Below are 14,107 nucleotides of genomic sequence, written 5' to 3' on the forward strand. Positions count from 1 at the left end.
GCATTCCGCCAGCGTTCAATCTGAGCCAGGATCAAACTCTACAGTTCGATCTTGAATAACTCGCTCATTTAGGAATCGACAAAGACGGCTCATCTCTGAACCTTCTTGTCTTTTCATGAGCGTTTGATTTGTTCCGAAGAACTTGGCAATCCGCCATCAAACGCCCACGCTTATCGGCTGTATGTTGTTAACGATCCGCAGCAAGAACTCCAGCGTTGCGCCTTCTTTCTTGCCCAACCTCGCTGCGATCAGCGAAGCCCTCGATTATGACAGAGCTTTGAGAGGACTGTCAACCTCTTGCTTGCCTTGCTGTCTGTCGCGCTCTCACGCGACTGTCAGCGAAGACTCACATTCTAGCACGCTTTTCGCGTTCTCATCAATGCTCGCTGCAGCTGCCGCCCAGAAGCACTGATGAGAACGCCCCGTCGTTTCCAACGGGGCGGCTCGAATAACAGCCTGACGATGTCCTACTTTCACACGGGAATCCGCACTATCATCGGCGCAGAGGCGTTTCACTGTCCTGTTCGGGATGGGAAGGAGTGGGACCACCTCGCTATGGTCATCAGGCATAACTTTTTGCCCTGCAGCCTTGTGGGCTGCAAAGCCAATTCATAGAGTCTTCTCAGCTTCGGTGCTGGTGGGCACCTGGTATTTGATTGCGTTCAACCCGGCATACACGTTGATCGATGTCGATCAAAGTTATAGGGTCAAGCCGCACGAGCAATTAGTACTGGTTAGCTTAACGCATTGCTGCGCTTCCACACCCAGCCTATCAACGTCCTGGTCTAGAACGACTCTTCAGGGGGCTCAAGGCCCCGGCAGATCTCATCTTGAAACGAGTTTCCCGCTTAGATGCTTTCAGCGGTTATCTCTTCCGCACTTAGCTACCCTGCAATGCCACTGGCGTGACAACAGGTACACCAGAGGTGCGTCCACTCCGGTCCTCTCGTACTAGGAGCAGGCTTCCTCAAATCTGCAGCGCCCACGGAAGATAGGGACCAAACTGTCTCACGACGTTTTAAACCCAGCTCACGTACCTCTTTAAATGGCGAACAGCCATACCCTTGGGACCGGCTACAGCCCCAGGATGAGATGAGCCGACATCGAGGTGCCAAACACCGCCGTCGATATGAACTCTTGGGCGGTATCAGCCTGTTATCCCCAGAGTACCTTTTATCCGTTGAGCGATGGCCCTTCCATACAGAACCACCGGATCACTATGTCCTGCTTTCGCATCTGCTCGACTTGTCAGTCTCGCAGTTAAGCACGCTTATGCCATTGCACTATCGTCACGATGTCCGACCGTAACTAGCGTACCTTCGAACTCCTCCGTTACGCTTTGGGAGGAGACCGCCCCAGTCAAACTGCCTACCATGCACTGTCCCCGACCCGGATAACGGGTCTAGGTTAGAACCTCAAACGCACCAGGGTGGTATTTCAACGTCGGCTCCACCAGATCTAGCGACCCGGCTTCAAAGCCTCCCACCTATCCTACACAGATCCGTTCAAAGTCCAATACAAAGCTACAGTAAAGGTTCATGGGGTCTTTCCGTCTTTCCGCGGGGAGATTGCATCATCACAAACATTTCAACTTCGCTGAGTCTCGGGAGGAGACAGTGTGGCCATCGTTACGCCATTCGTGCAGGTCGGAACTTACCCGACAAGGAATTTCGCTACCTTAGGACCGTTATAGTTACGGCCGCCGTTTACTGGGACTTCGATCAAGAGCTTGCACCCCATCACTTAATCTTCCAGCACCGGGCAGGCGTCACACCCTATACGTCCACTTTCGTGTTTGCAGAGTGCTGTGTTTTTATTAAACAGTCGCAGCCACCGATTTTTTGCAACCCCATTGGGCTCCATCCGCGAGGGACTTCACCTACTAAGGGCACACCTTCTTCCGAAGTTACGGTGTCAATTTGCCGAGTTCCTTCTCCCGAGTTCTCTCAAGCGCCTGAGAATACTCATCTCGCGCACCAGTGTCGGTTTGCGGTACGGTCGTTGCAAGCTGAAGCTTAGTGGCTTTTCCTGGAAGCAGGGTATCACTCACTTCGGAGGCAAGCCTCCTCGTTGTCACCCCTCATCTAAGCCCGGCGGATTTACCTACCAGGCACGACTACAGGCTTGAACCGGGACATCCAACACCCGGCTGAGTTAACCTTCTCCGTCCCCACATCGCACTTGCAATCGGTACAGGAATATTGACCTGTTTCCCATCAGCTACGCATCTCTGCCTCGCCTTAGGGGCCGACTCACTCTACGCCGATGAACGTTGCGTAGAAAACCTTGCGCTTACGGCGAGCGGGCTTTTCACCCGCTTTAACGCTACTCATGTCAGCATTCGCACTTCTGATACCTCCAGCAGCCTTTACAAGCCACCTTCACAGGCTTACAGAACGCTCTCCTACCACTTGCACTTGCGTGCAAATCCGCAGCTTCGGTAACTGGCTTAGCCCCGTTACATCTTCCGCGCAGGACGACTCGATCAGTGAGCTATTACGCTTTCTTTAAATGATGGCTGCTTCTAAGCCAACATCCTGACTGTTTTAGCCTTCCCACTTCGTTTCCCACTTAGCCAATTTTAGGGACCTTAGCTGGCGGTCTGGGTTGTTTCCCTCTTGAGTCCGGACGTTAGCACCCGGTGCTCTGTCTCCCGCGCTGTACTCTTCGGTATTCGGAGTTTGCCTTGGTTTGGTAAGTCGCCATGACCCCCTAGCCAAAACAGTGCTCTACCCCCGAAGGTAATACGCGAGGCACTACCTAAATAGTTTTCGGAGAGAACCAGCTATTTCCAAGTTTGTTTAGCCTTTCACCCCTATCCACAGCTCATCCGCTAGTTTTGCAACACTAGTCGGTTCGGACCTCCAGTACCTGTTACGGCACCTTCATCCTGGCCATGGATAGATCACTTGGTTTCGGGTCTACACCCAGCGACTGAAGTTCGCCCTGTTCGGACTCGGTTTCCCTGCGGCTACCCTATTCGGTTAACCTTGCCACTGAATGTAAGTCGCTGACCCATTATACAAAAGGTACGCCGTCACCCTTGCGGGCTCCGACTTTTTGTAAGCATGCGGTTTCAGGATCTATTTCACTCCCCTCCCGGGGTTCTTTTCGCCTTTCCCTCACGGTACTAGTTCACTATCGGTCGATTACGAGTATTTAGCCTTGGAGGATGGTCCCCCCATCTTCAGACAGGATTTCACGTGTCCCGCCCTACTTTTCGCTAGCTCAGTACCACACAGATCTTTTCGCGTACGGGGCTATCACCCTCTGTAGCCGGCCTTTCCAAGCCGTTCCGCTAAGTTCTGCGCTATCACTAGCAGGCTCTTCCGATTTCGCTCGCCACTACTTTCGGAATCTCGGTTGATGTCTTTTCCTCGAGCTACTGAGATGTTTCAGTTCACCCGGTTCGCCTCGCGCAACTATGTATTCATTGCGCGATACCGCTTGCGCGGTGGGTTTCCCCATTCGGAAATCTCCGGATCAAAGCTTATTTGCCAGCTCCCCGAAGCTTATCGCAGGCTATCACGTCCTTCGTCGCCTGTAATCGCCAAGGCATCCACCACATGCTCTTAGTCACTTGACCCTATAACTTTGATCCCTCTCACGAGGATTCATCATCAATCAAGGACTCGCGAGGTCTTTCACCTCGCGCGTTATGCCGTCTTCATACTTTCGGTTTGATCCGAAATTGAAGTCTGGTTGACGCAATCAAAAAATTGTCGCTAGCGGCACGGTCTGCCATGAAGCAGTTTCCGCTAACGACGCTGATTCGACTCTATGAATTGTTAAAGAACAGCCGATTGACTTGCGAGCAATCTCGCAGTCAACAACAAAGCAGCCTGGTCTTGCGATCAAGCCGCTTTGGTGTTGATTTTTCGGGAAGGCGCATTGTAGCGCCGCGCCCAACAACGTTTGGTGGAGGATGACGGGATCGAACCGACGACCCCCTGCTTGCAAAGCAGGTGCTCTCCCAGCTGAGCTAATCCCCCAGGAATTTCAATTCGAGGAGAGATGGTGGGTCTGGTTGGTCTCGAACCAACGACCCCCGCCTTATCAAGACGGTGCTCTAACCAACTGAGCTACAGACCCCGGGCCGGTCGCTTCAGTTGCGAGCTTCGCCGCTGGCGACATCTTCCAACAACCGATAAGTGTGGACGTTTGAATTGGATTGCTAGTATTTCCAGAAAGGAGGTGATCCAGCCGCACCTTCCGATACGGCTACCTTGTTACGACTTCACCCCAGTCACGAACCCTGCCGTGGTAATCGCCCTCCTTGCGGTTAGGCTAACTACTTCTGGCAGAACCCGCTCCCATGGTGTGACGGGCGGTGTGTACAAGACCCGGGAACGTATTCACCGCGACATGCTGATCCGCGATTACTAGCGATTCCGACTTCACGCAGTCGAGTTGCAGACTACGATCCGGACTACGACTGGTTTTATGGGATTAGCTCCCCCTCGCGGGTTGGCAACCCTCTGTACCAGCCATTGTATGACGTGTGTAGCCCTACCCATAAGGGCCATGAGGACTTGACGTCATCCCCACCTTCCTCCGGTTTGTCACCGGCAGTCCCATTAGAGTGCCCTTTCGTAGCAACTAATGGCAAGGGTTGCGCTCGTTGCGGGACTTAACCCAACATCTCACGACACGAGCTGACGACAGCCATGCAGCACCTGTGTTCTGGCTCCCTTTCGGGCACTTGCACATCTCTGCGCAATTCCAGACATGTCAAGGGTAGGTAAGGTTTTTCGCGTTGCATCGAATTAAACCACATCATCCACCGCTTGTGCGGGTCCCCGTCAATTCCTTTGAGTTTCAACCTTGCGGCCGTACTCCCCAGGCGGTCAACTTCACGCGTTAGCTTCGTTACTGATCCAGTGAAGGACCAACAACCAGTTGACATCGTTTAGGGCGTGGACTACCAGGGTATCTAATCCTGTTTGCTCCCCACGCTTTCGTGCATGAGCGTCAGTGCAGGCCCAGGGGATTGCCTTCGCCATCGGTGTTCCTCCGCATATCTACGCATTTCACTGCTACACGCGGAATTCCATCCCCCTCTGCCGCACTCCAGCGATGCAGTCACAAATGCAGTTCCCAGGTTAAGCCCGGGGATTTCACACCTGTCTTACATCACCGCCTGCGCACGCTTTACGCCCAGTAATTCCGATTAACGCTTGCACCCTACGTATTACCGCGGCTGCTGGCACGTAGTTAGCCGGTGCTTATTCTTACGGTACCGTCATGAGCCCCAGGTATTAACCAGAGCCTTTTCGTTCCGTACAAAAGCAGTTTACAACCCGAGGGCCTTCATCCTGCACGCGGAATGGCTGGATCAGGCTTGCGCCCATTGTCCAAAATTCCCCACTGCTGCCTCCCGTAGGAGTCTGGGCCGTGTCTCAGTCCCAGTGTGGCTGGTCGTCCTCTCAGACCAGCTACAGATCGTCGGCTTGGTGAGCCTTTACCCCACCAACTACCTAATCTGCCATCGGCCGCTCCAATCGCGCGAGGCCTTGCGGTCCCCCGCTTTCATCCAGAGATCGTATGCGGTATTAGCGTAGCTTTCGCTACGTTATCCCCCACGACTGGGCACGTTCCGATGTATTACTCACCCGTTCGCCACTCGCCACCAGGGTTGCCCCCGTGCTGCCGTTCGACTTGCATGTGTAAAGCATTCCGCCAGCGTTCAATCTGAGCCAGGATCAAACTCTACAGTTCGATCTTGAATAACTCGCTCATTTAGGAATCGACAAAGACGGCTCATCTCTGAACCTTCTTGTCTTTTCATGAGCGTTTGATTTGTTCCGAAGAACTTGGCAATCCGCCATCAAACGCCCACGCTTATCGGCTGTATGTTGTTAACGATCCGAAGCAAGACCTTCCAGCGTTGCGCCTTCTTTTCTTGCCAGCCCCGCTGCGATCAGCGAAGCCCTCGATTCTATACCGACTTTTCATCGTCGTCGAGCCCCAGGCTCAATTTTTTCTCCGCCGCCTTCGCTTGCTGCCTTCGCGGCACCTGCTGCTTTCGCAGCGCCGTTGTCAGCGGAGCCCGCGACTATAGCACAGGGAAAACCCCGACCCCTACAGCGCGAAAGGTAACGAACGGTTGCGCTGCCCGGTGAGGGCAAACAGCGCATTCGCCACCGCGGGCGCGATCGGGGGGACCCCGGGCTCGCCCACGCCTGCCGGCGGCCGCTCCGACGGGACGATGTACGTCTCCACCAGCGGCGCAGAGGCCAGTCTGAGCATGGGGTACTCGGGAAAGTTCCCCTGCTGCACCACGCCGTCGCGGATGTCGATGCGGCCGTGCAATGCAGCCGTCAGGCCGAACACGACCGCCCCTTCCATCTGCTGCGCGACGATCTGCGGATTCACCACCGTGCCGCAGTCCACCGCGCACACCACACGATGGACCCGCACCAGCCCTCTTTCAAGGGAGACCTCGGCGACCTGGGCCACGACCGTGCCGAAGCTCTCATGCAAGGCCACCCCGCGGGCGCGTCCCGCCGGCAGCGGCCTCAAGCCCCAGCCGGAACGCTCGGCCGCCAGGTCGAGCACTGCGCGATGGCGCGGCGCGCGACGCAGCAGCGCGCGCCGGAACTCCACCGGATCCCGGCGCAACTCGCTCGCGAGCTCGTCGACGAAGGACTCCGTGAAGAAGGCGTTGTGCGAGTGACCCACGGACCGCCAGAAGCCCACCGGCACTCCCGTGTGCGCGAACACGTGCTCGATCCGCTGGTCGTCGAACTCGTAAGGCTGGTCGAACAGCCCCTCGGACGCCGTCTTGTCCGGCAGATCGACCGGCCCGGCGAGCGCCGGCAGCCCGCGCTCCATCCAGCGCGGCGAGATCGCATCTCCGGCCGACTTGATGTGCAGCCCCAGCGCTTCCCCACCCGCGCCCAGCACCGCCCGCATGCGAGCGACGTGCATGGGCCGGTAGAAATCGTGCCGCATGTCTTCTTCGCGGGACCAGATCAATTGCACCGGAACCCCGGGAAGGTCCATCGCGACGCGCACGGCCTGGGCAACGTAGTCGACCTCGAGCCGCCGTCCGAAGCCGCCGCCGAGCAGTGTCACGTGCAGGTCGACGTGGTCCTCCGGCACGCCGGCAACGCGCGCCGCGGCCGCCCGGCACATTCCCGGCACCTGGGTCGGTGCCCAGACCTCCACGCGTCCGCCCGCCACGCGTGCCGTGGCATTCATCGGCTCGAGCGTCGCGTGCGCCAGGAAAGGCGCGCTGTACCAGGCCTCCAGGGTACGCGCGCCCGCCCGCAAGGGCCGGTCGACCTCGCCCTGCTCGAAGAAACGGTAGCCGTCGCGCCTCTCGACGGCGCGTCGCAGATCTTCCTGCACCCGCTGCGAATCCGGCCCGCTGCCGGGCGGCGGCAGCCAATCCACCTGCACGGCATTCAAGGCCTGCTGCGCACGCCAGTAGCTGTCGGCGACCGCCGCGATGCCCGCGGTCGAGCCTGCATAAGCCGGCAGCGTGACCACACGGTCCACTCCCGGCATGGCAAGCGCCGCCTGCGCGTCGACGCGGCCCGGCGCGCCGCGCAACATGGGTGCGAGGCGCAAGGCCGCGAATCGCATGCCCGGCAGCCGCACGTCCAGTCCGAAGCGCGCGCTCCCGTTCACCTTGGCCGGCACGTCGAGCCGCGGCGCCGGCTGCCCGATCACCCGCCACTCCTTGCGATCCTTCAGCTGGACGACGCCCGGCGGCGTGGCTGCCGCGACGCGCGCCAGTTCCCCATAGGTGATCGAGCGGCCCGACGGGTGGGACACCACGCCCCGCGCCGTCTTCAAGTCTTCCGCGGGCAACTTCCATTGCAGGGACGCTGCGCCGAGCAGGGAGGCACGCGCCGTGGCCGCCGCGAGCCGCACCACCTCCCACGCATCGGCGACGCTGGACGAGCCCCCGGTCGCATTCAGCCCCAGCTCGCGGCTGAACTTCCCCACCAGCCAGCGGCCGGCCTTCACCCGCCCGAAGCCGTCCTCGCGTTCTTCCTCCAGCGGATGGAACGGCAGGTTCCCCACCAGCATCGCCACGTTGCCGTAGACCGCGTCCCAGCCCGCCTGCTCGATGCGCACGCTGGCCAGCGGCACGTCCAGCTCCTCCGCCGCGAGCTGCGGCAGCGCCGTGTGCACGCCCTGCCCCATCTCGCTGCGCGGCATGGCAAGGACCACGCTGCTGTCCGGAAGGATCTTGATCCAGCCGTTGAGGGCGATGTCGCCTTCGCCCGGGGCCATCATGGAAGCGAGCCCGAGCCGCGAGCGCTGCGGCAGCGCCATCCAGCCCAGGAGCAAGGCGCCCGCACCCACCGTGGTGCCGAGCAGCCACGCGCGGCGTTTCACGCCTTCACCCCCGCAGCCCGCTTGATCGCCACGCGCACGCGCTGGTAGGTGCCGCAGCGGCAGATGTTGGTGATCGCCTCGTCGATGTCCGCGTCGCTCGGCTTGGGCTTCTTCTCCAGCAGGGCCGCGGCGGCCATGAGCATGCCGCTCTGGCAGTACCCGCATTGCGGCACCTGTTCGGCGATCCAGGCGGCCTGCAGCGGATGCGGTTTCGCCGCCGTGCCGAGCCCCTCGATCGTCTGGATCGCCTTCCCGGCCACGCTGCCCACCGGCGTCACGCACGAGCGCACCGCCTGCCCGTCGACACGCACGGTGCACGCGCCGCACGCAGCGATGCCGCAGCCGAACTTCGTGCCGGTCAGCTGGAGGACGTCGCGCAGGACCCAGAGCAGGGGCATCGCGGGATCGGCCTGCACCTGCAGGCGCGCACCATTGACATTCATCTCCACGGGAACCCCTCCTCCAACGGCAGGTCCCACTATAGCCAAGCGCGGCCGCGGCACGAAGCACGCAACGCGCCGGTTGCAGCGCGCGGTGATACGCTCGCTGGCTTTTCCCCCGCACGATGGCCCTGATCACCCTTGCCGACGCACAACTCGCCTACGGACACGTGGCGCTGCTGGACCACGCCGATTTCTCCCTCGAAGGCGGCGAGCGTGTCGGCCTGATCGGGCGCAACGGCGCGGGCAAGTCCTCGCTGCTGCGCATCCTGGCCGGCTCGGAGCGTCCCGACGACGGCGAAGTGCAGCGCCAGCAGGGCCTGCACACCGCCTTCGTCGCGCAGGAGCCCGTCCTGCACGAGGACGCGACCGTGTTCGAGGCGGTGCAGTCCGGCCTCGGCGACGTGATCGCGCTGGTCGACGACTACACGCACGGCCGCGGCGACCTCGACGCGCTGCAGGGGCGCATCGAGGCGCAGGACGGCTGGAACTGGCGGCAGCGCGTCGACGAGACCCTGCAACGGCTGCACCTCGATCCGCAGGCCCGCATCGGCGCGCTGTCCGGCGGCAACCGCAAGCGCGTCGCGCTGGCGCAGGCCCTCGTGCGCCGCCCCGACGTGCTGCTGCTCGACGAACCCACCAACCACCTCGACCTCGACTCCATCGAGTGGCTGGAGAACCTGCTGCTGGAATTCCGCGGCAGCGTGGTGCTGATCACGCACGACCGCGCGTTCCTCGACCGCGTCGCCACGCGCATCGTGGAGCTCGATCGCGGCAAGCTGCTGGGATACCCCGGCAACTTCACGCAGTACCAGGCGCTCAAGCAGGAGCAGCTCGCGCAGGAGGCGGTGATCAGCGCCAAGGCCGACAAGCTGCTCGCGCAGGAAGAGGTCTGGGTCCGCAAGGGCGTGGAAGCGCGGCGCACGCGTTCGCAGAGCCGCATCGGCCGCCTCGAGCAACTGCGCGCACGGCGTGCCGCCCGCCGCGAGGCGCTCGGCCGCGTCAGCATGGAAGTCGCCACCGGCCAGCCGAGCGGCAAGCTCGTCGCCGAACTCACGAACGTCTCCAAGTCCTTCGGCGACAAGGCCGTGGTGCGCGACTTCACCGCCACGCTGCTGCGCGGCGACAAGGTGGGCCTGGTCGGCCCCAACGGCGCGGGCAAGACGACGCTGCTCAAGCTGATCCTGGGCGAACTCGCTCCCGACAAGGGCAAGGTCCGCCTCGGCACCAACCTGCAGGTCGCGTACTTCGACCAGATGCGCACCGCGCTCGATCCGAACGCGACGCTCGAGGACTTCATCAGCCCGGGCAGCGAGTGGATCGAGATCGGCCGCCAGCGCAAGCACGTCAAGAGCTACCTGGGGGATTTCCTCTTCTCGCCCGCGCGCTCCGCATCGCCGGTGCGCTCGCTCTCCGGTGGCGAACGCAACCGCCTGCTGCTCGCGCGCCTGTTCGCGCGGCCAGCCAACGTGCTCGTGCTCGACGAGCCCACGAACGACCTGGACATCGACACGCTGGAACTGCTCGAGGAACTCCTGCAGGACTACGAAGGCACCGTGTTCCTGGTCAGCCACGACCGCGCCTTCCTCGACAACGTGGTGACCAGCACGATCGCCTTCGAAGGCGACGGCCGCTGGCGCGAGTACGAAGGCGGCGTCGAGGACTGGCTCACGCAATCGCGCCGTTCGCGGGAGATCGCGGAGGCTGCGCGCGCGCCGGCTCCGGCGCCGGAAAAGGCTGCAGCCGCGCCGACGGCCGCACCCGCAGCCCGACGCAAGCTGGGCTACAAGGAGCAGCGCGAGCTCGAAGCGCTGCCGGCGCTGATCGATTCGCTCGAAAAGGAGCAGAAGGCGATCCAGGAAGAACTCGCCGCCGGTGCCGTCTATCGCGACGATCCGCAGCGCGCCGCGCAGCTGGCCACGCGCAGCGAGCAGATCGAGGAAGAACTGATGACGGCGCTGGAGCGCTGGGAAGCCCTGGGTCAGCTGTAGGCTGCCGCCGTCACCTTTTCACGGCGCCAGCCGACCCACGCCTGGCCCCATCGCGGCAGCGCGGCCGCTACAGTCGCTGCACCCATGCAGATGACCTTTGCCAGCGCCGCGATCCCCTCCCTGCCGGCCTGGCTGCGCCTGCTGCGGTGGTGCGTGCTCGTCATCTTCTCGGGCTGGGCGAGCGGCTGCGCGAGCCTGCCGGCGAACACCAACCGCACGCCGTCCACCCACTTCGCACACCCGGAGCAGACGGCTCTCGGCCAGCTCACGCAGGCACGCCGCTCGCAGGCGGGCACGCGCAGCGATTCCGCCTTCTTCCTCCTGGATAGCGTGGACACCGCGCTCACGAGCCGGCTCGCACTGGTGGACGCCGCGCAGCGCACGGTGGACCTGCAGTACTACGCCATCCACGCCGACGCCAGCTCCGAGGTGATCCTGCAGCGGCTGCGCGAGGCGGCGCGCCGCGGGGTGCGCGTGCGCATCCTGCTCGACGACTTCAACACCGTGGGCGAGGACGCGCAGGTGCTGCGCCTCGCCTTCGAGCCCAACGTGGAGATGCGGCTGTTCAACCCGCTGCCCGGGCCGCGCAACAGCATGCTGGGCCGCATCGTCACGTCGCTGAAGGACGTCGAACGCATGCAGAAGCGCATGCACAACAAGCTGTTCATCGCCGACAGCGCCTGGGGCATCACCGGCGGCCGCAACCTCGGCGACCGCTACTTCGGCGGCGGCGACAAGCAGAACTTCGTGGACCTGGACGTGCTCGCCACCGGCCGCATCGTGCGCGACATGGCGGCCAGCTTCGACCACTTCTGGAACGACCCGCTGGCCTATCCCGTGCAGACGCTGCTCGATCCCGAAGACCTCGATGCATTGCGCAAGCCCGAGCCCGCGGCGCCGCCGGCTGCCGGCGCGCCGCAGGCCGTCAAGCCCGTGCTGCCCGTGACCGCGTCCGCCACGGTGTTGCCGTCGGTCACGCCGGGAGAAGCGCGCGACGCCGAGAAGCCGCCCATGGACTTGCGCACCATCCCGCTGGTGTGGGCGCCTTCCGTGCTGCTCGTCGACCAGCCCGGCAAGGTCGCGCCGGGCGACGACGAGGTGAACGCCGGCGAAACCGTCATCGACGGCCTGCTGCAGCTCATACGCGGCGCGCAGCGCGAGGTGCTGATCATCTCCCCCTACTTCGTGCCCGGGCCGCGCATGATGGCCGTGTACGAAGAGCTGCGCCGGCGCAACGTGCGCATCCGGGTGCTCACGAACTCGATGGCATCCAACGACGCGCCCGCCGCGCATGCAGGCTATGCGCGCTACCGCGACCAGCTGCTCGCCATGGGCATCGAGGTGTACGAGATGCGCTCGGATCCGGAAACGGCGGCGGAGCTCCTGGGCGGCTCCGGCTCGGGCAAGTCAAGGAAGCAAGAGGGCAACAGCTGGTTCGGCAGCGGCCCGGGCGGGTCCAAGAGCGCCACGCACTCGCGCGCCAGCCTGCATTCCAAGGCGGTCATCATCGACCAGCGCCTGTCCGTCATCGGCTCCATGAACCTGGACCTGCGCTCGCAGCTGAAGAACAGCGAGGTCGGCCTCGTCATCCGCAGCACCGCGCTCGCGCAGCAGGCGCACCGGCAGGTGGAGAACACGCTGGCGACGGCCGCGTACCGCCTCGAGAAGCAGGATGGCAAGTTCTTCTGGCGGGCGCCCCCGGGGGCCTCGTTCGGCAACGAGACGAGCGAGCCGGGCGCGAGCACGAAGCTCAAGCTCATGGTGAAGCTGATCGGCCCGTTCGCGCCGGACGAGATGCTCTGAAGCCTCAGAGCTTCTTCACGATCTCCCCGTATTTCTTCCAGAACGCCGCGTCCTGCGCGGTGGTGAAGTTGATGCGCATCAGCGTGCTCGGCTTGCGCTCGGCGTGGAACAGCGCGCCGGGCGCGAGCAGGTAGCCCTCGTCCAGCATGCGCTGCGAGAGCGCATCCGTGTCCACGCCGGTGTCCACCCAGCCGAAGAGGCCGGCGGGCTCCGCCGCGAACGTGCAGCCGGCGGCCAGCGCCAGCTTCACGCTGCGTGCGCGCGCCAGGTCCAGCCGGGTGCGGATGCGTTCGCAGTGCCGCCGCAACTGGCCTTGCTCGATGCACAGGGCCAGGGCCTTTTCCAGCAGCGCGGGCGTCGTGAGCGTCGCCAGCAGCTTCGTGTCCAGCAGTTGCTCCAGCAGCGCAGGCGGCGCGGCCAGGAAGCCGATGCGCCAGTTGGGCGCCAGGATCTTGGCAAAGCCCCCGACGTAGATCGTGCGGCGCAGGCCGTCCAGCGAAGACAGCCGCGTTGCGTGCGGCGGCGCGATGTGGCTGTACGTGTCGTCCTCGACGATGTGGAAGTCGTGCTGGTTGGCGAGCTGCAGCAGCCGGTGCGCGCTGCCCGGCGACAGGCAGTAGCTGGTCGGGTTGTGGAACACGCTCACGCTCACGTACAGCTTGGGCTTGTGCACCTCGCAGTACTTCGCCATCACCTCGAGGTCGGGCCCGTCGGCGCGGCGAGGCACGGGCAGCAGGTGCATGCCCAGGGCGTTGAGGCGTGCGAACTCCACGGCCCAGCCCGGCTCCTCCACCATCACCGGGTCGCCCGCGCGCAGCAGCGTGCGGCTGACGATGTCGAGCGCATGCGTGGCACCCACCGTGGTGATGATCTGCTCCGGCGATGCAGGCACGTCCAGGCCCGTGAGCTTGTTGGCCAGCGCGCGGCGCAGGCCGGCGTCGCCGAGCGGCTCGCCGTACTGCAGCGAGAAGTCGTGCAGCACCCGCGTGCCGGTCACCTTGCGCACCGCCGCCGGCATGAAGGAGGTCTCGAGCCAGTCCGACGGAAACACGCCCATGCCCGGCTGCGGCTTGTTGCTGATCCTGTGGAACATGCCGCGGATCAGCGAGGTGGCGTTCACCGGCGCCGGGCCGCGGCGCGCGACGATCCAGTGCGCCGCATTCCACTCCTGCGGCGACGCGGGCACCTGCTGCGGCGCTTCCTCCGCGGCCGGCACGGTGGCCTCGCGCACGAAGAAGCCGCGGTTCTTGCGCGCCTCCACGAGGCCCTGCGCCAGCAGCTGGTCGTACGCCGCGACCACCGTCGACGGGCTCACGCCATGCTGCTCCGCGCACTGGCGCACGGACGGCAGCCGCGCCCCGGGCGCGAGCAGGCGGTTGCGGATGCGCTCGGAAAAGCGGGCCGCGAGCTGCTCGGTGAGCGACTGCGACGATGCCTTCATCAGCATGGGGAATCCTCGTGTACTGGCATGGCGGCCAATACAGTTCCCATAGTGATCTGGAAAACTGTATTGGCCGTGTA

The 14,107-nt window shown here is 63.2% G+C and carries 5 protein-coding genes, 2 tRNA genes and 3 rRNA genes; 2 read left to right on the forward strand and 8 right to left on the reverse strand.

All coding sequences use genetic code 11. The features are described 5' to 3' along the window. Window positions 1–454: 454 nt before the first annotated feature. The 7 genes from rrf to H8N03_RS13530 form a co-directional block, all read right to left on the reverse strand. Window positions 455–567, reverse strand: a 5S ribosomal RNA gene (gene rrf / locus H8N03_RS13500). 136 nt (window positions 568–703) lie between these two features. Beyond that, a 23S ribosomal RNA gene (locus H8N03_RS13505) occupies window positions 704–3,586 on the reverse strand. Between the two features lie 330 nt (window positions 3,587–3,916). Further along, window positions 3,917–3,992, reverse strand: a tRNA-Ala gene (locus H8N03_RS13510). 23 nt (window positions 3,993–4,015) lie between these two features. Next, window positions 4,016–4,092: transfer RNA gene (locus H8N03_RS13515), tRNA-Ile, on the reverse strand. A 95-nt stretch (window positions 4,093–4,187) separates the two neighbouring features. Further along, a 16S ribosomal RNA gene (locus H8N03_RS13520) occupies window positions 4,188–5,718 on the reverse strand. The 16S, 23S and 5S rRNA genes sit together here with 2 tRNA genes alongside, the layout of an rRNA operon. A 363-nt stretch (window positions 5,719–6,081) precedes the next feature. Beyond that, window positions 6,082–8,352, reverse strand: coding sequence for a xanthine dehydrogenase family protein molybdopterin-binding subunit (locus H8N03_RS13525; RefSeq protein ID WP_187076715.1), 2,271 nt, complete (start codon window positions 8,350–8,352; stop codon window positions 6,082–6,084). After that, window positions 8,349–8,795, reverse strand: a complete 447-nt coding sequence (locus tag H8N03_RS13530) for a (2Fe-2S)-binding protein (protein WP_187076902.1) — start codon at window positions 8,793–8,795, stop codon at window positions 8,349–8,351. The genes H8N03_RS13525 and H8N03_RS13530 overlap by 4 nt, the downstream gene beginning before the upstream one ends. Before the next feature lie 122 nt (window positions 8,796–8,917). On the opposite strand from H8N03_RS13530, the gene H8N03_RS13535 reads away from it, so the two are divergent. After that, window positions 8,918–10,783 carry an ATP-binding cassette domain-containing protein gene (locus tag H8N03_RS13535; RefSeq protein ID WP_187076716.1) on the forward strand — a complete coding sequence of 622 codons (1,866 nt, stop codon included), beginning with the start codon at window positions 8,918–8,920 and terminating at the stop codon, window positions 10,781–10,783. A gap of 84 nt (window positions 10,784–10,867) precedes the next feature. Beyond that, entirely contained in the window at window positions 10,868–12,586 is a 1,719-nt protein-coding gene (locus H8N03_RS13540) for a phospholipase D family protein (RefSeq protein ID WP_255428204.1), read from the forward strand. Window positions 12,587–12,590: 4 nt separating this feature from the next. Here the strand turns inward: H8N03_RS13540 and H8N03_RS13545 are convergent, their stop codons facing one another. After that, window positions 12,591–14,033 (reverse strand): aminotransferase-like domain-containing protein, encoded by a 1,443-nt coding sequence (locus H8N03_RS13545; protein WP_187076717.1) that lies wholly within the window; start codon window positions 14,031–14,033, stop codon window positions 12,591–12,593. Window positions 14,034–14,107: the final 74 nt, after the last annotated feature.

Source organism: Ramlibacter cellulosilyticus (assembly GCF_014297465.1).
Classification (GTDB): Bacteria; Pseudomonadota; Gammaproteobacteria; order Burkholderiales; family Burkholderiaceae_C; genus Ramlibacter; species Ramlibacter cellulosilyticus.